Below are 20,855 nucleotides of genomic sequence, written 5' to 3'. Positions count from 1 at the left end.
ATGACTTTCAAAAAAAAAAGGAAAATACTAGGGTTGCCTAAGGTGTGCGAGGATTCAGGTCAGGCCGAGCCGAAAACGGCGGGTTTCGAGAACCGGAGCGGAGCGTAGTTGAAGTACGTGAGCACCGGAAGCGCAGGAACCCGGCGTTTGCAGGCCGGCATCAGCTGAATCTCCACACACCTTCGCGCAGCCGCTTGAGAGCCACACATGGCCTATCTCGACAACATCGCTGTCTTCGTTCGTGTCGTCGAGCTCGGCAATCTTTCGGCGGCGGGGCGCGACATGCGCATTTCGCCGGCGGTCGCCTCCAACCGCATCAAGGAACTGGAGAAACACCTTGGGGTGCGGCTGTTCAACCGTACGACAAGACAGTTGATGCCGACCGAGCATGGCACGGTGTTCTACACCGGCGCCAAGCAGGTGCTGGACGCGATCACCGAGGCGGAGGCGGCGGTCGCCGCGCTCTCCGGCCAGCCACGCGGGACCATCAGGGTTACGGCGCCGCTCGGCCTCGGCCGGAGGCTGATCGCGTCAGGCATTCCGGACTTCCACGACAAATATCCCGATATCGAGGTGAGGCTTCGGCTCTCCGACCACAATGTCGATATCATGAAGGAAGGCATCGACGTCGCCTTCCGGCTCGGCATCATCGAGGATTCGAGCCTCAGGATGCGCGGCATCATGGAATGCGAGCGCGTGCTGGTGGCGGCGCCGAAATACCTGGAAGCGCGCGGCGAGCCGACCGAGGCGCAGGAGCTGATCGGTAAAAAGCACGACTGCCTGATGCTGCGCTATGCCGGCGCGCGTGAATATGTCTGGACGCTGCAGACGCCGAACGGACCGCAGAAATTCGAGGTGCACGGTCCCTATGACACCGACGACGGCGACGTTCTGACCGGCTGGGCACTATCGGGGCGCGGCATCATCAACAAGCCGCGTTTCGAGGTCGAGCCGTTCATCCGCGACCGGCGGCTGAAGGTGATCCTGCCCCAGGCGCCGCCGACGCCGGTGCAGTTCGCCGCCGTCTATCCGCACAAGAAGCTGCAGGATCCGAAGGTGCGGCTGCTTCTCGACTTCATGGCCGAGCGCTGCCAGCGGCTGATCAAGGACCTCCTGGCCGGGAAGTAACGGCCGGTGGCGTTGCCATCCCGGACGGAAGGCTACGGCGAAAGGCGCCAGGCCTAGCCGCGGCGCACTTTTTCCTGGAATGGCCTCGGATCAGTCCATTAGCCTGGCCGTTCCGGACACCCTGACCGAGCTGCCCGGCGCCGGCGGAATGTCGGCGTGAAGCCGCGAGCGCATGCCCATATCCTCGCCCTGGACGATGTCGATGGCGCCGCCATGCGGCCAGCCGAGATCGCGCAGGTAGCCGGCAAAGGCAGCGGTCGCGGCACCCGTCGCCGGGTCCTCGTAGACGCCGCCGGACGCGAAGGGATTGCGCGTGTGAAAGAGGCGCGGCGTCTCGGCATGGGCGAGGAGGATGGTGACCAGTCCTTCCCGCTGCATGAAGGCCTGGCCTTGCTTCAAGTCATAGGCCATGGCCGCCAACGCCGCGCGCGACTTCAGCGCCAGCACGAGATGATCGGCGCCGCCATGGATGAGCGCCGGCGGAATGGCGGGGTCGAGATCGGCCGGCTCATAGCCAAACAAGGCGCGCGCTTCGCCGACCAGTTCCGACGAAGCGGGCTTGCTGCGCGTCGGTGGCGACTGCAGGGCGGCGGCAAAATTGGCGCCATCGCGAAAGCCTTCGACGGTGATGTCCGCCTGGTTGAGGGTCAGCCTGAAAATGCCGTCGCCGAACTTTCCGACCAGCGCCGCGCCGAGCGCGATCGTGGCATGGCCGCAGAACGGCACTTCCGACTCCGGCGAAAAATAGCGCACGCGCCAGCCGTCGCCCTCGGGCGCCGCGAAGGCGGTTTCCGAGAAGCCAACTTCCGCCGCGACACGCTGCATGTCGGCGGCATCGGGCAAGATATCGCCGATGGCCACGCCGGCTGGATTGCCGCCGGTGTCTCCATCCGAAAAGGCGGCGATCTTCAATACGTCCATGTTCCTGACCCCGGTATCCGTGAGGCGCAACAAACACGTTTCGCGCCACTTTGGGAAATGAGGAAAGCAGCAAGCAGCGGTGAGCGCCAGTCACACCTGCAATCGGGGATGGCGCCTCTCGATCCAACGCGGAACGAAATTCTGGTCATCGCCGTTCTGACGATTGGCGGTCGCTCGGGCCGCCTTCAGCTTTCATCATGCGACGCAGCGGGACAGGAGCCGACCATGGACGCCATCGTCACCAAGAACGACCTCAAATCCGATGCCAAGAAGGAATCGATCGATCTGCTCAACGCCGGGCTTGCCGACGCCATCGACCTGGCGCTGATCACCAAACAGGCGCATTGGAACGTCAAGGGCCCGCAATTTATCGCCATCCACGAGATGCTGGACGAATTCCGCGAGGAGATCGACGGCCATGTCGACATTATCGCCGAGCGCGCCGTGCAGCTCGGCGGCACCGCGCACGGCACCTCGCAGGAGGTGTCGAAGGCGACGAGGCTAAAACCCTATCCGACCGACATCCACAAGACCAAGGATCATCTGGCGGCGTTGATCGACAGCTATGCCACGGCCGCCAAGCTGACCCGCGAAGCAATCGACGAGGCCGACGACGCCGGCGATCGCGATACGGCGGACATCTTCACCGCCTATTCGCGCTCGCTCGACAAATTGCTGTGGTTCCTCGAGGCGCACACGCAGGAAAAGGAATAGCCAGGCACTTCCTGGCTTTCACAACATAGCCGGCAGGAGTTAGCTCGCCATCGTCTTTTCAGGCGCGGCCGAAGCAGCCGGCTGAGCGCCGTGCGACACCAGCGCCGTCATGATCTCTGCGGCGGCGAGCGCTGCAATCACCGATGGGCGCTTGTCCTTCACCGCATTGCCGCCGATCGGCGAGACGAGCCGAGCGAACTGCGCTTCGCTACCCTCGGCGGATTTCAGGAACCAGTTCCTGAAGGTCGCCTTCTTGGTCTTCGAGCCGATCATGCCGACATAGGCGCTGTCGTCGCGCTTCAGCGCCTCGGCGACGATCAAGAAATCCAGCGCATGATCATGGGTCAGGATCGCGAAGGCCGATCCCGCCGGGGCCTCGCGCACCACGGCTTCGGGCAACGATGTCAGCCGCGTCTTCACCGTTTCCGGCATGCCTTCCAGCGCCTCGGCGCGGGTCTCGACGACGAAGACATGGATCGGCAGCAGCGCCAGCGAAGCTGCCAATGCCTGACCGACATGGCCGCCGCCGAACAGATAGACATGCGGCAGACGCGCCTCTTCCGATTCAGCGTTGGCGATCAGCTGCTGCTCCAGCGAAGCATCGACGAGGCGGATCGACACCTCGACGCGGCCGCCGCAGCATTGGCCGATTTCCGGCCCGAGCGGAACGTCAAGCGTTGCGCAGATCTCATCGACCTCGATACGGGCTTCACCGGCCGGAGATCGCGACCGCTGCCCTGCATTCAATACCTGCCGCGCCTTGTCGATCGCCATATATTCGAGCTGACCGCCGCCGATGGTGCCGAAAATCGACGATGCCGAGACAAGCATGAAGGCACCGGCTTCGCGCGGCGTCGAACCCTTCGTCGCCGCCACCTCCACCAATGCAGCCCGGCCGACCCGGCCGAGGAATTCCTTCAGCTGTTGCGCCTTCGAGTTCATCGTCTGCATTTCCACTTGGGAAATATAGGGTTTTTCCGCCCGAATTGCACGTTTTAAGCCGGCTTCGCGGCTTCCCGTTTCAACCTCTCGATCGCCATCAGCACCCGTTCCGGCGTCGCCGGAGCATCGAGACGTGGACAGATCTTGTGACCGGCAACGCTCGCGACGGCATCCGACAGCGCATGCAGCACCGACATGCCGTGCGGCAGCGGCGGCTCGCCTACAGCCTTGGAGCGGTGGATGGTCGGCTCATAGGCCGAGGACCAGTCAGTCAGCTTAACGTTGAAGATCTTCGGACGGTCGGACGCGAGCGGGATCTTGTAGGTCGACGGCGCATGCGTGCGCAGTCGTCCGCTGTCGTCCCACCAGAGCTCCTCCGTCGTCAGCCATCCCATGCCCTGGATGAAGCCGCCCTCGACCTGGCCGAGATCGATCGCCCGGTTCAGCGAACGGCCGGCGTCGTGCAGGATATCGGTGCGCTCGACGACATATTCGCCGGTCAGCGTGTCAACCGAGACTTCCGAGCAGGCTGCGCCATAGGCGTAATAGTAGAAGGCATGGCCGCGGCCCTTGCTGCGGTCCCAATGGATCTTCGGCGTCTTGTAGAAACCGGCCGCCGAGAGTTGGATGCGATTGATATAGGCCTGCTTGACCAGATCGTTGAAGGCCACTTCCTGGTTGCCGATGCGCACCCGGTTGGGCAGGAACACGACCTGATCGTGCGGCACCTGGTATTTGTCCGCTGCGAAATCGGTCAGCCGCTTGCGGATTTGGCGGGCAGCATCCTGCGCCGCCATGCCGTTGAGGTCGGCGCCGGACGACGCGGCCGTCGGCGAGGTGTTCGGCACCTTGGCGGTGGTGGTGGCGGTGATCTTCACCCGATCGAGGTCGATCTGGAATTCTTCCGCCACAACCTGCGCCACCTTGAGGTGCAAGCCTTGCCCCATCTCGGTACCGCCATGGTTCATATGCACCGAGCCGTCAGCATAGACATGCACCAGCGCGCCGGCCTGGTTGGCCTCGGTCTTGGTGAAGGAGATGCCGAACTTTACCGGCGTCAGCGCCAGACCGCGCTTGATGAAGCGGCTGTTGTTGTTGAAGGCGCTGATCTCGCGGCGTCGCCGCGCATAGTTCGCGCTTTCCTCCAGCTCGGCCACGATGCGCTGGATGATGCAGTCCTCGACCTTTTGATGGTACGGCGTGACGCTGCGCTCGCCGATCGCCTCCATCGGATCGTAGAAATTCAATTTGCGGATCTCGAGCGAGTCCTTGCCGACGGCGAAGGCAACCTCGTCGATGACGCGCTCCGCGCCGACCATGCCCTGCGGGCCGCCGAAGCCGCGAAAGGCGGTGTTGGAGACAGTATTGGTATAGAGCGGCGCCGATTTCGCATGCACCGCAGGATAGAAATAGGCGTTGTCGCAGTGGAACAGCGCGCGGTCGCCGACCGGACCGGAGAGGTCGGCGGAGAACCCGCAGCGCAACGCATAGGTGAAGTCGACGCCCAGGATATTACCCTCGTCGTCGAAGCCGACCTCGTAGTCGATGGCGAAGTCGTGCCGCTTGCCGGTGGCGGTCATGTCCTCGTCGCGGTCGAGCCGGATTTTCACCGCGCGCTTCAGCTTCTTGGCGGCGATGGCCGCGATGGCCGCGCACTGATTGGCCTGCGTCTCCTTGCCGCCGAAGCCGCCGCCCATGCGGCGCACTTCGACTGTCACCGCATGGCTCGGCACGCCGAGCGCATGGGCAACCAGATGCTGCGTCTCGCTCGGACCCTGCGTCGAGCAATAGACGACGACCTCGTCGTCCTCGCCGGGGATCGCCAGCGAGACCTGGCCTTCGAGATAGAAATGATCCTGGCCGCCGAGCCACATGCGGTTCTTGATGCGGCGCGGAGCGGCGGCAATCGCCGCGGCGGCATCGCCGCGCTTCAGGATCAACGGCGTGGTGACCTGCTTGTCGTTGACCGGGTCGAGATTCCAGATGTCGATGACGGCCGGAAGCTCGTCATACTCGATTTTTGCGAGACGCGCCGCGCGGCGCGCTTCCTCACGCGTCTCGGCAACCACGGCGAAGATCGGCTGGCCGTAAAACTCAATCTTGCCCTCGGCGAGCACCGGATCGTCATGCATGTTGCTCGGCGAAACATCGTTCTCGCCGGGCACGTCGGCATAGGTCAGGACATCGACCACGCCCGGCGCCGAACGCACGGCCGACAGGTCGACACTTTTCAGCGTGCCGTGCGCGATCTTCGACAGGCCGAGGCCAATATGCAGCGTGCCGGCAGGCTCCGGCATGTCGTCGATATAGACGGCGGCGCCGCTGACATGCTTGTGCGCGGAATCGTGCCGCTGGTCGGTGGCGACACCGCCTGCGATCTTTTCCGCCTTGAGATTGGGAGTGGCGTGCTTGTTCATCAGGCGGCCTCGTTGCGCGAGACCTGGAACGGCGCTTTCGTTCCGGTCGTCTCGATATAGAAGCGCAGCAGAAGGTTCTTTGCCGCCAGCGCCCGGTATTCGGCGGTCGCGCGCATGTCGGTCAGCGGCGTGAAGTCGCTGGCGTATTGCGCCATCGCGGCCTCCACTGTCGCTTCACTCCAGATTTTGCCAATAAGCGCCTTTTCGACTGCCGCGGCGCGCTTCGGCGTCGCCGCCATGCCGCCATAGGCGATGCGGATGTCGGCTACCGCGCCATTCTTGGCCAAGGTCAGGTTGAATGCCCCGAGCGTCGCGGTGATATCCTCGTCGCGGCGCTTGGTAACTTTGTAGACGGCAAACTTCGTGTCCTTTGCCGGCACCGGCACATGCACGGATTCGACGAATTCGCCGGGCTGACGGTCCTGCTTGCCATAGGCGATGAAGAAGGTTTCGAGCGGTATGGTGCGGCGGGCCTCGCCCTTGCGCAGCGTGAGCTGCGCGCCGAGCGCGATCAATGGCGGCGGCATGTCGCCGATCGGCGAGCCGTTGGCGATGTTGCCGCCGATGGTGCCCATGTTGCGCACCTGTTCGCCGCCGATGCGGTCGACCAGCGGTCCCAATGCCGGGATACGCTTCGACAGCGTCTCGAAGGCTTCGGTGTAGGTCACGCCGGCGCCGATGGTGATGACGCCGTCTTTTTCCGAGGTCGTACGCAAGCCGTCGAGGCCGCCGATAAAGATCGCCGGCGAGATGTCGCGCATATGCTTGGTGACCCACAGGCCGACATCGGTCGAGCCGGCGACGATGGTGGCGCCCGGTTCCTTCTCGAGCAAGACGGCGAAATCGTCGACGCTGGCCGGCACGATCAGCCGCGCCTTGCCCGACCCGATCTCGACCCTGGCGCCATCGCGCAGTACCTTCAGCCGCGCGGTGATGTCGTCGCGCTCCACGGCCAGCGGATCCTTAGCCGCCTTGCCGTAGCTCGAAATGGCGTGCGCTGCGCGCATGATCGCCTCATAGCCGGTGCAGCGGCACAGATTGCCCTGCAGCGCCTTTTCGATCGCCGCGTTGGACGGGTCGGGCGTCTTCATCCACAGCCCGTAGAGCGACATGATGAAGCCCGGCGTGCAGAAGCCGCATTGCGAGCCGTGGAAATCGACCATCGCCTGCTGCACCGGATGCAGTTTTTCACCGTCGCCGCGCAGATGCTCCACGGTGACGACATGGGTGCCGTCGAGCGAGCCCACGAAGCGGATGCAGGCATTGACGCTTTCATAGACGAGACCTTCGGTGGAGAGCTTGCCGACCAGCACCGTGCAGGCGCCGCAATCGCCCTCGGCGCAGCCTTCCTTGGTGCCGCGCAGCGAGCGGTTGAGCCGCAGCCAGTCGAGCAAGGTCGCATCGGGCGCGACGTCTTTCAGCGCCACGTCGCTGCCGTTCAGGATGAAGCGTATTTCGTTGCGGGTCTCAGCCATGTCTCAGCTCCCCCGATAGGTCGAGTAGCCGTAAGGCGAAATCAAGAGCGGGACGTGGTAGTGCCGTGCTTCCGCCATGCCGAAGCGGATCGGCACGATGTCGAGGAAAGCAGGTTGCGGCAGGTCGATCCCCTGGCCGCGCAGATAGTCGCCGGCGGCGAAGACCAGCTCATATTCGCCGATGCGGAAATCGGCGCCGGCAAGCAGCGGCGCGTCGCAGCGCCCGTCATCGTTGGTGGCGACGGTCTTGAGGTGCGTGCGGCCCTGGCCCTCGATGCGAAAAAGGCCTATCGACAGGCCCTTTGCAGGCCTGCCGGCCGCGGTGTCGAGCACATGGGTCGTCAGGCGCCCGCCATCGGCTTTCGACGTCTCTGCCACTGGCCGCCTCCGATCCCGGTTCAGTTTCAGGTCAATTGTGCGCCAATTAAAGGCTATGCATAAGCCCCGGTCGAGCGGAGCGTGGCAAAAAGCACTTTCAAAAATTTTCGGGGGAATGCATGCGCACTCCTTTCGATATCTTCATCTCGACCATCGGGCAGGAGCGGCAATGCGTTACGATCGGGACATGCGCGGTTACGGGGCAAATCCGCCGGATCCGAAATGGCCCGGCGGCGCGCATGTCGCGGTGCAGTTCGTCGTCAACTATGAAGAGGGCGGCGAGAACTGCGTGCTGCATGGCGACAAGGCTTCCGAAGCCTTCCTGTCGGAGATCGTCGGCGCGGCCCCCTGGGTCGGCCAGCGCCACTGGAACATGGAATCGATCTATGAATACGGCGCGCGGGCCGGCTTCTGGCGGCTCCACCGGCTGTTCACCGAAGCGCAAGTGCCGGTGACCTGCTATGGCGTCGCCACGGCGCTGGCGCGCTCGCCCGACCAGGTCGCGGCGATGCAGGAGGCCGGCTGGGAAATCGCCTCGCACGGGCTGAAATGGATCGACTACCGCGACCACTCGGCCGAGGATGAGCGGCGCGATCTCGAAGAGACGATCAAGCTGCACTACGAGGTGACCGGCGCGCGGCCGACCGGCTGGTACACCGGCCGCACTTCGGTGAACACGGTGCGGCTCGTCGCCGAGGAAGGCGGCTTCGACTACGTCTCCGATACTTATGACGACGAGCTGCCCTACTGGTTCGACCGCGACGGGCTGGAGAAGCCGCAGCTCATCATCCCCTACACGCTCGACGCCAACGACATGCGCTTCGCGACGCCGCAGGGCTTCAACTCCGGCGACCAGTTCTTCGCCTATCTGAAGGACAGTTTCGATACGCTCTATGCCGAGGGCAAGGCGGGCAGGCCGCGCATGATGAATATCGGCCTGCATTGCCGGCTGGTCGGCCGTCCCGGACGGGTAGCGGCGCTGAAGCGCTTCGTCGACTATGTGAAATCGCATGACAAGGTGTGGCTGACACGGCGCATCGACATCGCCAAACACTGGCGCGAGACGCACCCCTACGAGGCACCGGCGCTGCGGCCGTCGCGGATGGGGTTCGAGGAATTCGTGCATGCCTTCGGCGGCGTGTTCGAGCATTCGCCGTGGATCGCCGAGCGCGCCTACGAACTGGAACTCGGGCCCGCGCATGACAGCGCGGGCGGCCTGCACAATGCGCTCTGCCGCGTCTTCCGCGCGGCGAGCGAGGCCGAACGGCTTTCCGTCCTCAACGCCCATCCGGACCTCGCCGGCAAGCTGGCGGCGGCCAAGCGGCTGACGCCGGAATCGGCCAAGGAGCAGGCCTCCGCCGGGCTCGACGCGCTGACCGACAAGGAGCGCGAGCTGTTCTCGAAACTCAACGCCGCCTATGTCACCACCTTCGGCTTCCCCTTCATCATCGCGGTCAAGGGCAAGACGAAGGACGAAATCCTGGCGGAGTTCGAGGCGCGGATCGGCAACAGCCGCGGCACCGAGCTCGAAACCGCCTGCAAACAGGTCGAACGCATCGCGCTGCTTCGCCTGAAAGACATGCTCCCACTCTAATGTTTGTTTTTCACGCAATTCCGTATGGAAGGCCACGGCGAAGCCGCCGACCTAACCGCTTCATACTTTTCCTGGAATTGCTCTGAGGGCCAGGACCGATGGATATGATCAAGACTGCCGAGCGAACCTATTACGCCCCGCAGGGCGGCCATCCCGGCCAGAACGAGCTTCTGACCGGCCGCGCCGTGTTCACCGAGGCCTATGCGGTCATCCCCAGGGGGGTGATGCAGGACATAGTCACCAGCCCACTGCCGTTCTGGGACGAGACGCGGGCCTGGATCATCGCAAGGCCGCTCTCGGGCTTCGCCGAGACGTTCTCACAATATATCGTCGAAGTTCTGCCCGGGGGCGGCAGCGACCGGCCCGAACTCGACGCTGGCGCCGAGGGTGTGCTGTTCGTCGTCGAGGGCGAGCTCACCGTTTCGCTTGCCGGCAAAAAACATGTACTTGCCCCCGGCGGCTTTGCCTTCCTGCCGCCGTCGAGCGGCTGGACGGTGCGCAACGAGAGCGGCAGCGCCGTTCGCTTCCACTGGATCCGCAAGGCCTATGAGGCGGTCGACGGCCTCGACGCGCCGGAAGCCTTCTTCTCGAGCGATCAGGACGTTGCGCCGAGCCCGATGCCGGGCACGGAAGGGCGCTGGGCAACGACCCGCTTTGTCGACCCGGCCGACATGCGCCACGACATGCATGTTACCATCGTGACGCTGAAGCCCGGTGCGGTCATCCCCTTCGCAGAAACCCATGTCATGGAGCACGGGCTCTATGTGCTCGAAGGCAAGGCGGTCTACCGCCTCAACCAGGACTGGGTCGAGGTCGAAGCCGGCGATTTCATGTGGCTGCGCGCCTTCTGCCCGCAGGCCTGCTATGCCGGCGGCCCCGGCAATTTCCGCTACCTGCTCTACAAGGACGTCAACCGGCACGCCAGGCTTGGCGGCTATCTTGGGGGCAAGGCGCGGTGAGCCGCATCGTCGCCCGACCGCTGACCCGCGAGAACTTCGCGCCCTTCGGCGACGTCATCGACATGGGCGGCGACAACCGCTACCCGATCAATGGCGGCAAGGCGATGCGCTATCACGACCTCGCCACGGCGGAAGCCGCGGGGCCGAACGCGCGCGTGCTGATCTCCATGGTGCGCGGCACGCCCTATGAGATGCCGCTGAAGCTCACTATGGTCGAGCGCCATCCACTCGGCAGCCAGGCCTTCATCCCGCTGTCGCCGCGGCCGTTCCTGGTGGTCGTCTGCCATGACACCAAGGACGGTCCGGGTGAGCCGCATGCCTTTCTCGCCGGCCCCGGACAAGGCATCAACTACCGCCGCAACCTCTGGCACGGCGTGCTGACGCCGATCGGCGAGGAACAGGATTTCCTCATCGTCGACCGGGGCGGCGACGGCTCCAATCTCGAAGAGTTCCATTTCTCGCATCCTTACGAGATCCACCTTCCCTGAAAGCTCGCGATCCCCATGACCGACATTTCGCTGATCGACCGCCTGCTCGATGTGATCGAGCACGACATCGTGCCGAAGACGGCGCAAGGCGTCGCCCATGGCAACAAGCTGTTCGGCGCCGCGATCCTGCGGAAAGACAACCGCTCGCTGGTGCTGGCCGAGACCAACAACGAGATGGAAAATCCGCTCTGGCATGGCGAGGTGCACTGCCTGAAGCGCTTCTACGAGATGCCCAAGGCCGAGCGCGTCGACACCAAGGATGCGCTGTTCGTCGCCACGCACGAACCCTGCTCGCTCTGCCTGTCGGCGATCACCTGGACCGGTTTCGACAATTTCTACTACCTCTTCAGCCATGAGGATTCGCGCGACAGTTTTGCCATTCCGCACGATCTGAGAATCCTGAAAGAGGTCTTCACCCTGGATCCAGGCGGCTACAATGCCGAGAACGCCTATTGGAAGAGCTTTTCCATACGCAGGCTGGTCAGGGCTTTGCCCGACGCTGAGCGCAAGCGGCTGGAGGCTCGGATCGGCAGGATTTCGGCGCGCTATGACGAGCTGTCGGAGGCCTATCAGGCAAGCAAGGCCGACAACGACATTCCGCTGAACTGAAGTGTATAGCCTACCTTACCTTCGCGTTTTTCAGCACTTCATTTATCCGTGCCTGCCAACCCTTGCCGGTCGCCTTGAATTTTCTGACAACGTCCTGGTCGAGGCGGATGGAGACGACTTGCTTTGGTTTCTCCAGGGCCGGTCGGCCACGGGAACGCCTTATGCTCTCGAAAAGTTCCGGGAGCGCTTCCGCGAAAGGCTTGGCTTGTGCCAGCTGTTCGTCGGTCGCCTCCCCGTCCTCGGGATCGGCAGCAATCTGTCTTTGAATTTCGGCTTCCTCGGCATCGGTAAGCCGCCGAATGTGTGACTTAGTGTTGCTCATATACGGACCTTTCCTTTCGGCTGGCGTGACGCATCGAGATCACCGAGATCGCTTCGGAACCAAGCGGCTTGAAGATCACGGCGAGAATGATCTCTCCAAATTCTCCAATCGCCTTCAGCCGACCGGCTTTGGCCGAGAGGACGATTGACGTGGCAAAAAACTCGATATCGAGATCGGCGAAGTCGAGACCCCGGCTTGCGAGGTTCGTCACCCGTTTTTGGGTCATCCCAAACGATTTTCAGGCGAGATCATCCACTGTGTCTGCGTCGGGCCACGTGAATAAACGTAATACATAAATTACCCGAGGGAATGCAAGAGGAAGCCGGATAATCGAGGCTGCGTTCGCTAACGACCCAGGTCGCATTTTTTGATGCTCCAGTCGCGATTGGCGATTGAAAGTCGCCACGCTGCGTAGCGTTATGCGCCCCATGAAAACCGTCACCGAATTCCCCCGTAAAGTCGTCGAATTTCCCGATATGGGCATCGTCATGCCGGATGGCTGCCGGCTGTCGGCGCGCGTCTGGATGCCGGAGGACGCGACTGACGATCCGGTGCCGGCGATCCTTGAGCACCTGCCCTACCGCAAGCGCGACGGCACCATCTTTCGCGATCAGCTCACCCATCCCTATTTCGCCGGGCACGGCTACGCCTCGATCCGCGTCGACATGCGCGGCAATGGTGATTCCGAAGGGCTGATGGACGACGAATATTCCGAGCAGGAATTGCAGGACGCCTGCGACGTCATCGCCTGGGCGGCCGCGCAGCCCTGGTGCAACGGCAATGTCGGCATGATGGGCATTTCCTGGGGCGGCTTCAACTGCCTGCAGGTGGCGGCGAAGCAGCCGCCGGCGCTGAAGGCGGTGATCAGCCTGTGCTCGACGGTCGACCGCTATGCCGACGACATCCATTACAAGGGCGGCTGCCTGCTCCTGGAAAATTTCGGCTGGGCCTCGACGATGCTGTCCTATTCGTCGCGGCCTCCGGATCCGGCGATTGCCGGCGGCAACCGCTGGCGGGATTTGTGGCTTAACCGGCTGGAGAACCAGTCTTTTCTCCTCCCGCTCTGGCTCAGCCACCAGCATCGCGATGCCTATTGGAAACGCGGCTCGATCTGCGAGGATTTTTCGGCGGTGAAAGCGGCCGTGCTGTCGATCGGTGGCTGGCATGACGGCTACCGCAACACGATCTCCAATCTCGTCACCAACATCGAGTCACCGGTCAAAGGTATCGTCGGTCCGTGGATCCACAAATACCCGCATTACGCCGGGCCCAAGCCGGCGATCGGCTTCCTGCAGGAAGCGCTGCGCTGGTGGGACCGCTGGCTGAAGGGCGCTGAAACCGGCGTCGAGGCCGATCCGGCCTACCGCGCCTATGTGATGGACAGCGTGCGCCCGGCGCGCTGGCATCCCGAGCGGCCGGGCCGCTGGGTGGCCGAGCAGACCTGGCCGTCGGCCAACATCAAGCTTGAGACGATCGAGCTCATCCCCGACGGCGCCAAGCCCGCGATCGTCGCGTCGCCGCAGACCTGCGGACTTGCCGGCGGCGAATATTTTCCCTTCACCTTCGGGCCGGAACTGCCGGGCGACCAACGCCCCGACGACGCGCTGTCGGTTTGTTTCGATCAACCCGAGCTCGGCGAAGCGATCGACATCGTCGGGGCGCCGGAGCTCGATGTCCGGCTTGCCTCCGACCGGCCGCAGGCCAACATCGCGGTGCGGCTTTGCGATGTGCATCCCGATGGCGCCTCGGAGCTGATCTCCTATGGCGTGCTCAATCTGACCCACCGCAACTCGCATGAATTTCCGCAAGCGCTGGTTCCCGGGCAGACGGTTTCGGCGCGCGTCGTGCTCGACCAATGCGCCTATCGTGTGCCGGCCGGCCACAAATTGCGCATCGCCGTTTCGACCGCTTACTGGCCGATGATCTGGCCCTCGCCGGAACCCGTACGGCTTGATCTCTCGACGGCGACGCTGAGGCTGCCGCGGCGTCCGCTGGCAAGAGGGGATGAGGTTTCATTCCCTGAGCCGGAAGGCGCGACGCCGTGGGCGACCGAGACGATCAGGCAGGCGAATTCCGAACGCCATGTCGATCGCGACGAGAAGACCGGGCTGGTTAGGCTTTCCATAACCGACGATTTCGGCGAGGTGCGCGACATCGACCATGGGCTGGCCAATGGCAGCGTCGTGCGCGAGATATGGACGATCCATCCCGACGACCCGCTGTCGGCCACCGGAGCCACGCATTGGACGCAGACCTTGTCGCGCAATGAATGGTCGGTGCGGACCGAGACTTTTGCCGAGATGCGATCGGACGCCGCAAACTTCATCGTCAGCGCCAGAATCGAAGCCTATGAGGGCGAAAAGCTGATCTTCGAACGCGACTTCGAGCAGGCGATTCCCCGCTCGCGGGTTTGAGTCGGAACAAGATTGGTCCAAATGCGACGTGCGATTTACGCCACCGTATGTCGCATTCGGTCTTGCCTGCCGCTTTCCCTTACGGTCATTATCTCCTCCAATAGCAAGAAACGACCATAAGGTCGGATACCCAGAGTGAGGAACCATAATGTCCAACGAACTCGACTATCTCAGCCGGCGAGTCGCGGCCGGAAAACTTAGCCGTCGCGATTTTCTCGGTCGCGCCGCGGCGCTCGGCGTCACCGCTACCTTCGCCAACTCGCTGCTCTCCAGCGCCGTGCGCGCTGCCGGCCCGGTCAAGGGCGGCACGCTGAAGGCCGGCCTGGTCGGCGGTGAATCCACCAACAGCCTCGATCCGGCCCTGTTCATGACCCAGGTGCCCTTCGCCTTCGGCAAAATGTGGGGCGAATTGATCGTGGAGCTATCGCCCGACGGCAAGCTGGAGAACCGCATCGCCGAGGAGATCGGCTCTTCGGACGACGCCAAGGTCTGGACGCTGAAAATCCGCGACGGCATCGAATTCCACAACGGCAAGACGGTTACCGCAGAAGACGTCGCGGCCACACTCGAGCGTCATTCGGACGAGAAGTCCAAGTCCGGCGCGCTGGGCTACATGAAGGGCATCGACACCATCAAGGTCAACGGCAAGGAAGTGGTGCTGACGCTGAAGGAGCCCAACGCCGACCTCCCCTACCTCCTCAGCGACTATCACCTGATCGTGCAGCCGAACGGCGGCAAGGACAAGGCCGATGCGGGCATCGGCGCCGGTCCGTACAAGGTCAAGGTCAATGAGCCCGGCGTGCGCCATGGCGGCGAACGCTTCGCCAATTACTGGCAGGGCGACAAGATGGGCCACGCCGACCAGATCGAAATCATCGTCATCAACGATGCGACAGCGCGCACGGCGGCCCTGCAGGGCGGCCAGGTCAACATGATCAACCGCGTCGAGCCGAAGATCGTCGATCTGATCAAGCGCGTGCCTGGCGTCACCATCCGCAACCACTCCGGTCCGGGCCACTACGTGTTCATCATGCATTGCAACACGGCGCCGTTCGACAACAATGATCTCAGGATGGCGTTGAAGCTGGCGATCGACCGCGAGGAGATGTTGAAAAAAGTGCTGCGCGGCTACGGCTCGCTCGGCAACGATTTCCCGATTAACGCCTCCTACCCGCTATTCACCGAGATCGAGCAGCGCAAGTACGATCCGGACAAGGCCAAATTTCACTACAAGAAGTCCGGCCATGACGGTCCTGTGCTGCTCAGGACCTCGGACGTCGCCTTCCCGGGCGCTGTCGATGCATCCCAGCTTTTCCAGCAGAGCGCCGCCAAGGCCGGCATCAAGATCGAGCTCAAGCGCGAGCCCGGCGACGGCTATTGGAACGAAGTCTGGAACAAGCAGCCCTTCTGCGCCTCCTATTGGGGCGGCCGGTCGACACAGGACCAGATGTACTCGACCGCCTATCTGTCGACCGCCGACTGGAACGACACGCGCTTCAAGCGCCCGGACTTCGACAAGATGGTGCTGGCCGCGCGCGCCGAACTCGACGAGGCCAAGCGCAAGGCGATCTACCACGACATGGCCGTCATGGTGCGCGACGAAGGCGGCCTGATTCTGCCGATGTTCAATCAGTTCATCGACGCAACAGGCCCCAAGGTGGCTGGCTGGGTGGAGGATCCGCATCAGGAGCTTTGCAACGGCTACGCGCTGGCGAAGTGCTGGCTCGAAGCCTGAGCACGGCCTTGCGGAGATGTCCTCACCCATCGTGAAACTGGTGGCCCAGCGCGTTGCGCTGGGCATCCTCCTTCTGCTGGCCGTTTCGGTCCTGATCTTCGCCGGCACGCAGATTCTGCCCGGCGACGTCGCGCAAGCCATCCTTGGACAATCGGCGACCCCGGAGTCGCTGGCCAATCTGCGCGAGCAGCTCGGGCTCAACCAGCCTGCCTATATCCGTTACTTCCACTGGCTGGGCGGCGTGCTGACCGGCGATCTCGGCACCGCCATGTCGAGCGGCCAGGACATCGCGACTTCGATCAAGGAACGGCTGTGGAATACGCTGTTCCTGGCCTTCTGGGCGGCCATCGTGGCTATCCCGCTGGCGATCACGCTTGGGTTGATCGCGGTGCGTTACCGCAATGGCTGGGTCGACAAGCTGATCTCCGGCGTGGCGCTTGCCTCGACCTCCTTCCCGGAGTTCTTCATCGGCTATCTGCTCGTCTTCTACTTCGCGGTCCAGCACCAGTGGTTCCCGGCCATCTCAACCGTCTATGACGGAATGTCTTTGGGTGAGCGCCTGCAGGCTATCGCGCTGCCTGCGGCGGCGCTGACTCTGGTGGTGCTCGCCCACATGATGCGCATGACGCGCGCGGCGATCCTGAACGTCATGCAGTCGGCCTATGTCGAGACGGCGGAACTCAAGGGGTTGTCGGCCGCTGCCGTTATCCGCAAGCATGCCTTCCCGAACGCGATCGCGCCGATCATCAACGTCGTCATGCTCAACCTTGCCTATCTGGTGGTCGGCGTCGTGGTGGTCGAGGTGATCTTTGTCTATCCAGGCATGGGGCAATATCTGGTCGACCACGTCACGAAGCGCGACGTGCCGGTCGTGCAGGCGGTCGGCTTGATCTTCGCCGCCGTCTATATCACCCTCAACATCATCGCAGACATTGCGGCGATCGTCGCCAATCCGCGGCTCAGGCATCCGAAGTAGGGGGCGGCCGATATGCTCGATATCAGACGCATCCCCCTGCCATCGCTGGCCGGCCTGGTGCTGACCGCGCTGTTCGTGCTGGCGGCAATCTTCGCGCCCTTGATCGCGCCGCACGGCAACGCCGAGATCATCGGCGACGTGTGGGAGCCGATGTCGGCCGCGCACTGGCTGGGCACCGACAATCTCGGCCGCGATCTGTTGTCGCGCATGATCTACGGCGCCCGCATCACGCTGTTCATCGCGGTGCTGGCGACGGCACTGTCCTTCTCGCTTGGGGCCATTCTCGGCTTTTCGGCGGCGGTATTCGGCGGCTGGTACGACACGATCCTGTCGCGGCTCGTCGACCTCCTCATGTCGATCCCGACGCTGATCATGGGCCTCGTCGTGCTTTCGGTGCTGCCGTCGAACCTGGTGACGCTGATCCTGGTCATGGGCATCCTCGATTCGACCCGCGTCTACCGACTGTCGCGCGCGGTCGCCGTCGACATCAACGTCATGGATTATGTCGAGGCAGCGAAGCTGCGCGGCGAAGGCAGCGGCTGGATCATCTTCCGCGAGATCCTTCCCAATGCGCTGTCGCCGCTGGTCTCGGAACTCGGGCTGCGCTTCATCTATGCTGTGCTGTTCCTGTCGACACTGTCCTTCCTCGGCCTCGGCGTGCAGCCGCCGGATGCCGACTGGGGCGGCATGGTGAAGGAGAACAAGGACGGCATCGTGTTCGGCATTCCGGCGGCGCTCATCCCGGCGGCGGCGATCGCGGCACTTGCGATCTCGGTCAATCTCGTCGCCGATTGGGTGCTCAATCGCACGACGAGCCTGAAGGGAGGACGCGGCTGATGGTTGACGGCAAAGCAAAGTCCGGTCCTCTCCTCGACATCCGCAACCTGCGCATCGAAGCGACGGTCTATCCGCCGGGCGAAGCACCGAGAACCATCACGCTTGTCCACGACGTTTCGCTGACGCTGGAGAAGGGCAAGGTGCTTGGGCTGATCGGCGAGTCCGGCGCCGGCAAGTCGACCATCGGCCTGTCGTCGATGGGCTATGGCCGCGGCGGCGTTCGGATTACCGGCGGCGAGGTCATCCTCAACGGCCGCGACATACTGAAAGGCGGCAAGGAAGGCCTGCGCAAGCTGCGCGGCCGCGAAGTCTGTTATGTCGCCCAGTCGGCGGCGGCGGCCTTCAATCCGGCGCACCGACTGATGGACCAGGTGGTGGAGGCCACGCTCCTGCACGGCACCGCTACCCGCGCCGAGGCCGAGAAACGCGCCGTCGCCCTGTTCAGGAAGCTCAGCCTGCCCAACCCCGAAACGATCGGCGAGCGTTTCCCGCACCAGGTGTCGGGCGGCCAGCTGCAGCGCGTGATGACGGCGATGGCGTTGTGCTCGGAGCCGGACCTGATCGTCTTCGACGAGCCGACGACGGCCCTCGACGTGACGACGCAGATCGACGTGCTGTCAGCGATCAAGGATGCCATCCGCGACACCCATGTCGCGGCCCTTTACATCACCCACGATCTAGCCGTCGTGGCACAGGTGTCCGACGAGATCATGGTGCTGCGTCACGGCCGGCTGGTCGAATGGGGCGGCACCCGCCAGATCATCAAGGAGCCGCGCCAGGAATACACCAACGCCCTGGTCTCGGTGCATCAGATCGAACACCAGGAACAGCAGCCGGGCACGACGCCAATGCTGTCGGTGAAGAACGTGACGGCCGCCTATGGCGGCGGCCACGTCAAGGTGCTGAAGAACGTTTCGGTCGACATCTTTCCGGGCCAGACGCTGGCCGTGGTCGGCGAGAGCGGTTCCGGCAAATCGACGCTGGCGCGCGCCATCACCGGTCTCTTGCCGCCCGAGAAAGGTAGCGTTGTCTTCGACGGCCGCACGCTTGCCAACAGACTCGCCGACCGGCCGAAGGAGGACCTTCGCCAGCTGCAGATGATCTACCAGATGGCCGACGTGGCGATGAATCCGCGCCAGACGGTAGGCACCATCATCGGCCGGCCGCTGGAGTTCTATTTCGGCATGAAGGGCCGCGAGCGCGACAAGCGCGTCGCCGAGCTGCTCGACGAGATCGAGATGGGCAAGGGCTTCGTCGACCGCTATCCGGCCGAGCTTTCCGGCGGCCAGAAGCAGCGCGTCTGCATCGCCCGCTCGCTCGCCGCCAAGCCGAAGCTGATCATCTGCGACGAGGTGACCTCGGCGCTCGATCCGCTGGTCGCCCACGGCATCCTCAAGCTGCTGCTCAACTTGCAGCAGATCGAGAAGGTGGCCTACCTTTTCATCACCCACGATCTGGCGACGGTTAAGTCGATCGCCGATTCGATCGCTGTGATGTATCGCGGCGAGGTGGTGCGCTACGGATCCAAAAGCAAGGTGCTGACGCCACCCTTCGACGCCTACACCGACCTTCTGTTGTCCTCCGTTCCCGAAATGGAAATCGGCTGGCTGGAGAAGGCCATCAAGGGACGGCGCATGGAAAGCGCCGGCAACTGACGCAATTCCGGCAGAGCTGTTAAGCGGCTTTTGCACGGAATTGCGGCGCCGCCAACACCAAGAAAGGTCAGTGGCTGGGTGAAGAATCCCATGGCGAGATGATGGACGGCTACGCTCTCTGCCAGTGCTGGCTGAACGCCTGATATCAGGCTATCTAAAAGCAGCGCCGCTTGGCCGTGCCACACGCGGCGTTTTCGTTTCGAAGAACACGCACAGGGACGTTCCGTGCCGCTCAAATCCAAACTGCTGCTCATCATCCTCGACGGCGTGCCCTACCGGAACTGGCGCCGGCTGATGGGCAATCTCGAAGGCTGGGCGCAATCGGGCGAGGCGCAGGTGTGGAAGATGCGCTCGGTGCTGCCGTCGACCTCCGCCTGCTGTTACGCCTCGATCCACACCGGTGTCACGCCGCAGGTGCACGGCATTGTATCCAATGAGAACCGCTTTCGCGTCACGCAGCCGGACATTTTTTCGGAAGTGAGCAAGGCCGGCGGCAAGACGGGCGCTGTGACCCACTCCTACTGGTCGGAATTCTTCCGTTCGTATCCGTTCGATCTTGTCGAGGACATGGAGTTCGACGAGCCAAGCGGGCCGATCACGCATGGCCGCTTCCACACCATGACCGGCTACAATCTCAAGAACCAGATGACGCCAAGCGACGTCGACCTGTTCGCGACGCTGACGATGCTGACCAAACGCCATGGCATCGACTACGGCATCCTGCACACCTGCACGCTGGACTCGATGGGCCATCGCTTCGGCCAAGACTGCCACGAGATGGATCATGCCTGCTACGCGATGGACGGCATGCTCGCCGCCTTCCTGCCGCAATGGCGCCAGGCCGGCTATGAAGTGATCGTGACGGCCGATCATGGCCAGACCGATCGCGGCCACCATGGCGGCCATGACGACGAGATGCAGGATTTCGCGCTCTATTATTTCGGACCCGCGAAGGGACCTGAAGCCGACACGCTGCTCGACCAGCTGCAGCTCGCGCCAACAGTGCTGAGCCGGCTTGGCGTGACGATACCGGAGACGATGAAGGCGAAGGCGTTTTTGGGTTAAAGCGGCCTTTCCTTCTCCCTTTGTGGGAGAAGGTGGATCGGCGCGCAGCGCCGAGACGGATGAGGGGTGTTCCAGCGGAGTGAGACGTCGGCTTTCCCTGGAGCACCCCTCATCCGTCGCCTTCGGCGACACCTTCTCCCACAAGGGGAGAAGGAAAGGCGTCCCTACTGGCAACCTCCCCGCTCTTCAGTTAGCCTCCAAAGAATCCTTGGCGGAGGGTGAACCT

Annotated in this window: 18 protein-coding genes and 1 pseudogene; 12 read left to right on the top strand and 7 right to left on the bottom strand. The window is 63.4% G+C overall.

The features are described 5' to 3' along the window. Positions 1 to 207 precede the first annotated feature (207 nt). Positions 208 to 1,128 carry a LysR family transcriptional regulator gene (locus tag FJ423_RS21135; protein WP_140844725.1) on the top strand — a complete coding sequence of 307 codons (921 nt, stop codon included), beginning with the start codon at positions 208 to 210 and terminating at the stop codon, positions 1,126 to 1,128. Positions 1,129 to 1,218: 90 nt separating this feature from the next. Here the strand turns inward: FJ423_RS21135 and FJ423_RS21130 are convergent, their stop codons facing one another. After that, positions 1,219 to 2,049 carry a PhzF family phenazine biosynthesis protein gene (locus FJ423_RS21130; RefSeq protein ID WP_140844723.1) on the bottom strand — a complete coding sequence of 277 codons (831 nt, stop codon included), beginning with the start codon at positions 2,047 to 2,049 and terminating at the stop codon, positions 1,219 to 1,221. A gap of 225 nt (positions 2,050 to 2,274) precedes the next feature. Here FJ423_RS21130 and dps point away from each other — a divergent pair, with 225 nt between their 5' ends. Then, complete coding sequence (dps, locus tag FJ423_RS21125; RefSeq protein WP_140844721.1) at positions 2,275 to 2,763, top strand: DNA starvation/stationary phase protection protein Dps; 489 nt, start codon at positions 2,275 to 2,277, stop codon at positions 2,761 to 2,763. Between the two features lie 39 nt (positions 2,764 to 2,802). Here the strand turns inward: dps and xdhC are convergent, their stop codons facing one another. From xdhC to uraH, 4 genes are read right to left on the bottom strand one after another with little or no spacing between them, the layout of a single operon-like run. Beyond that, positions 2,803 to 3,705, bottom strand: coding sequence for a xanthine dehydrogenase accessory protein XdhC (gene xdhC / locus FJ423_RS21120; protein ID WP_140844719.1), 903 nt, complete (start codon positions 3,703 to 3,705; stop codon positions 2,803 to 2,805). 53 nt (positions 3,706 to 3,758) lie between these two features. Continuing rightward, positions 3,759 to 6,122 carry a xanthine dehydrogenase molybdopterin binding subunit gene (gene xdhB, locus FJ423_RS21115; RefSeq protein ID WP_140844717.1) on the bottom strand — a complete coding sequence of 788 codons (2,364 nt, stop codon included), beginning with the start codon at positions 6,120 to 6,122 and terminating at the stop codon, positions 3,759 to 3,761. Next, positions 6,122 to 7,597, bottom strand: coding sequence for a xanthine dehydrogenase small subunit (gene xdhA, locus FJ423_RS21110; protein ID WP_140844715.1), 1,476 nt, complete (start codon positions 7,595 to 7,597; stop codon positions 6,122 to 6,124). Before xdhA ends, xdhB begins: the two co-directional genes overlap by 1 nt. Before the next feature lie 3 nt (positions 7,598 to 7,600). Next, positions 7,601 to 7,975, bottom strand: coding sequence for a hydroxyisourate hydrolase (gene uraH, locus FJ423_RS21105; protein WP_140844713.1), 375 nt, complete (start codon positions 7,973 to 7,975; stop codon positions 7,601 to 7,603). 169 nt (positions 7,976 to 8,144) lie between these two features. Between uraH and puuE the strand changes: the two genes are divergently transcribed. From puuE to FJ423_RS21085, 4 genes are all read left to right on the top strand, one after another. Continuing rightward, complete coding sequence (gene puuE, locus FJ423_RS21100) at positions 8,145 to 9,569, top strand: allantoinase PuuE (RefSeq protein ID WP_140844711.1); 1,425 nt, start codon at positions 8,145 to 8,147, stop codon at positions 9,567 to 9,569. A 98-nt stretch (positions 9,570 to 9,667) separates the two neighbouring features. Beyond that, positions 9,668 to 10,528: a bifunctional allantoicase/(S)-ureidoglycine aminohydrolase gene (locus tag FJ423_RS21095; RefSeq protein WP_140844709.1), complete on the top strand. Its 861-nt coding sequence runs from the start codon at positions 9,668 to 9,670 to the stop codon at positions 10,526 to 10,528. Continuing rightward, the gene (locus FJ423_RS21090; RefSeq protein ID WP_140844707.1) at positions 10,525 to 11,016 is read left to right on the top strand and encodes an ureidoglycolate lyase; all 492 of its coding nucleotides are present in this window, start codon (positions 10,525 to 10,527) and stop codon (positions 11,014 to 11,016) included. Before FJ423_RS21095 ends, FJ423_RS21090 begins: the two co-directional genes overlap by 4 nt. Positions 11,017 to 11,031: 15 nt before the next feature. Further along, the gene (locus tag FJ423_RS21085) at positions 11,032 to 11,625 is read left to right on the top strand and encodes a nucleoside deaminase (RefSeq protein ID WP_140844705.1); all 594 of its coding nucleotides are present in this window, start codon (positions 11,032 to 11,034) and stop codon (positions 11,623 to 11,625) included. Positions 11,626 to 11,635: 10 nt separating this feature from the next. Here the strand turns inward: FJ423_RS21085 and FJ423_RS21080 are convergent, their stop codons facing one another. Continuing rightward, positions 11,636 to 11,947, bottom strand: coding sequence for a BrnA antitoxin family protein (locus FJ423_RS21080; RefSeq protein WP_140679043.1), 312 nt, complete (start codon positions 11,945 to 11,947; stop codon positions 11,636 to 11,638). Further along, positions 11,934 to 12,189 (bottom strand): annotated as a pseudogene (locus FJ423_RS21075) (BrnT family toxin). The gene FJ423_RS21080 and the pseudogene FJ423_RS21075 overlap by 14 nt, the downstream one beginning before the upstream one ends. 186 nt (positions 12,190 to 12,375) lie before the next feature. Here FJ423_RS21075 and FJ423_RS21070 point away from each other — a divergent pair. From FJ423_RS21070 to FJ423_RS21045, 6 genes are all read left to right on the top strand, one after another. After that, the gene (locus tag FJ423_RS21070) at positions 12,376 to 14,361 is read left to right on the top strand and encodes a CocE/NonD family hydrolase (protein ID WP_140844703.1); all 1,986 of its coding nucleotides are present in this window, start codon (positions 12,376 to 12,378) and stop codon (positions 14,359 to 14,361) included. A gap of 148 nt (positions 14,362 to 14,509) precedes the next feature. Continuing rightward, positions 14,510 to 16,096 carry an ABC transporter substrate-binding protein gene (locus FJ423_RS21065; RefSeq protein WP_095769414.1) on the top strand — a complete coding sequence of 529 codons (1,587 nt, stop codon included), beginning with the start codon at positions 14,510 to 14,512 and terminating at the stop codon, positions 16,094 to 16,096. Between the two features lie 16 nt (positions 16,097 to 16,112). Next, complete coding sequence (locus tag FJ423_RS21060) at positions 16,113 to 17,072, top strand: ABC transporter permease (protein ID WP_140844701.1); 960 nt, start codon at positions 16,113 to 16,115, stop codon at positions 17,070 to 17,072. Positions 17,073 to 17,084: 12 nt separating this feature from the next. Next, on the top strand, positions 17,085 to 17,909 hold the full coding sequence (locus FJ423_RS21055) for an ABC transporter permease (protein ID WP_095769416.1): 825 nt from the start codon (positions 17,085 to 17,087) through the stop codon (positions 17,907 to 17,909). Then, the gene (locus FJ423_RS21050; RefSeq protein ID WP_140844699.1) at positions 17,909 to 19,564 is read left to right on the top strand and encodes an ABC transporter ATP-binding protein; all 1,656 of its coding nucleotides are present in this window, start codon (positions 17,909 to 17,911) and stop codon (positions 19,562 to 19,564) included. The genes FJ423_RS21055 and FJ423_RS21050 overlap by 1 nt, the downstream gene beginning before the upstream one ends. Positions 19,565 to 19,789: 225 nt before the next feature. Then, positions 19,790 to 20,629: an alkaline phosphatase family protein gene (locus FJ423_RS21045; protein WP_140844697.1), complete on the top strand. Its 840-nt coding sequence runs from the start codon at positions 19,790 to 19,792 to the stop codon at positions 20,627 to 20,629. Positions 20,630 to 20,855: the final 226 nt, after the last annotated feature.

Source organism: Mesorhizobium sp. B2-8-9 (assembly GCF_006439475.1).
Taxonomy (GTDB): Bacteria; Pseudomonadota; Alphaproteobacteria; order Rhizobiales; family Rhizobiaceae; genus Mesorhizobium.
Note: the sequence above shows the minus strand (reverse complement) of the source record. Positions and strands in the feature narration are given on the sequence as shown.